The following is a 1,721-nucleotide window of genomic DNA, read 5'->3' on the forward strand; positions in this document are numbered from 1 at the left end:
GATGGTATAACCGGAGGCACAGGAGTTCCTGGAGCTAAAGGAGACAGCAACTATCCTGGAGATAATGTTGTTATGTATATTAACAGTGATACAGGTACAATTTATGTACGTGATCCTGAAGATGATACGAAATGGATTCCTTTAACAGGTGAAACTGGTATSRACGGAATTCCGGGAGTTAACGGTACRCCTGGAACACCGGGTAATCCGGGAGCATCAGGATCAATTACTACACTTGATGCCATTATAAAAGATGCACAAGGTAATATCTATGCCTACGTTGGAGCAGCAGACACAGTTAAAGGACGTGATGAYGCATGGGCTGTTGGATCACCTGACTGGGTTAARATTAGCGGTCTAAACGGAAAAGACGGAAAAGAYGGTATAACCGGAGGCACAGGAGTTCCTGGAGCTAAAGGAGACAGCAACTATCCTGGAGATAATGTTGTTATGTATATTAACAGTGAYACAGGTACAATTTATGTACGTGATCCTGAAGATGATACGAAATGGATTCCATTAACAGGTAAAACTGGTATCGACGGAATTCCGGGAGTTAACGGTACGCCTGGGACACCRGGTAATCCGGGAGCATCAGGATCAATTACTACACTTGATGCCATTATAAAAGATGCACAGGGTAATATCTATGCTTATGTTGGATCAGCAAATACAGTTAAAGGACGTGATGATGCATGGGCTGTTGGATCACCTGAYTGGGTTAAGATCAATGGTCTAAACGGAGCAGCAGGAATTCCGGGAGTTAACGGTACGCCTGGAACACCGGGTAATCCGGGAGCATCAGGATCAATTACTACACTTGATGCTATTATAAAAGATGCACAAGGTAATATCTATGCCTACGTTGGATCAGAAAATACAGTTAAAGGACGTGATGATGCATGGGCTGTTGGATCACCTGACTGGGTTAAGATCAATGGACTTAACGGAGCAGCAGGAATTCCGGGAGTTAACGGTACGCCTGGAACACCGGGTAATCCGGGAGCATCAGGATCAATTACTACACTTGATGCTATTATAAAAGATGCACAAGGTAATATCTATGCCTACGTTGGATCAGCAAATACAGTTAAAGGGCGTGATGATGCATGGGCTCAAGGTTCACCTGACTGGGTTAAGATCAATGGTCTAAACGGAGCGGCAGGAATTCCGGGAGTTGTTGGAGAACCTGGAACACCTGGTAATCCGGGAGCATCAGGATCAATTACTACACTTGATGCCATTATAAAAGATGCACAAGGTAATATCTATGCTTACGTTGGATCAGCAAATACAGTTAAAGGACGTGATGACGCATGGGCTCAGGGTTCAGCTGACTGGGTTAAGATCAACGGTCTAAACGGAGCAGCAGGAATTCCGGGAGTTGTTGGAGAACCTGGAACACCAGGTAATCCGGGAGCATCAGGATCAATTACTACACTTGATGCTATTATAAAAGATGCACAGGGTAATATCTATGCCTACGTTGGATCAGAAAACACAGTTAAAGGACGTGATGACGCATGGGCTGTTGGATCACCTGACTGGGTTAAGATTAGCGGTCTAAACGGAAAAGACGGAAAAGACGGTATAACCGGAGGCACAGGAGTTCCTGGAGCTAAAGGAGACAGCAACTATCCTGGAGATAATGTTGTTATGTATATTAACAGTGACACAGGTACAATTTATGTACGTGATCCTGAAGATGATACGAAATGGAT

Annotated in this window: 1 protein-coding gene; it reads left to right on the plus strand. The window is 44.2% G+C overall.

Features of this window, described 5'->3' with window-relative positions; translation table 11 throughout:
• On the plus strand, nt 1-1,721 hold a 1,721-nt coding region (locus EAH81_RS27605), incomplete at both ends, for a hypothetical protein (protein WP_161595873.1).

The sequence above is a fragment of the Flavobacterium pectinovorum genome (genome assembly GCF_006438875.1).
GTDB classification, from domain to species: domain Bacteria; phylum Bacteroidota; class Bacteroidia; order Flavobacteriales; family Flavobacteriaceae; genus Flavobacterium; species Flavobacterium pectinovorum_A.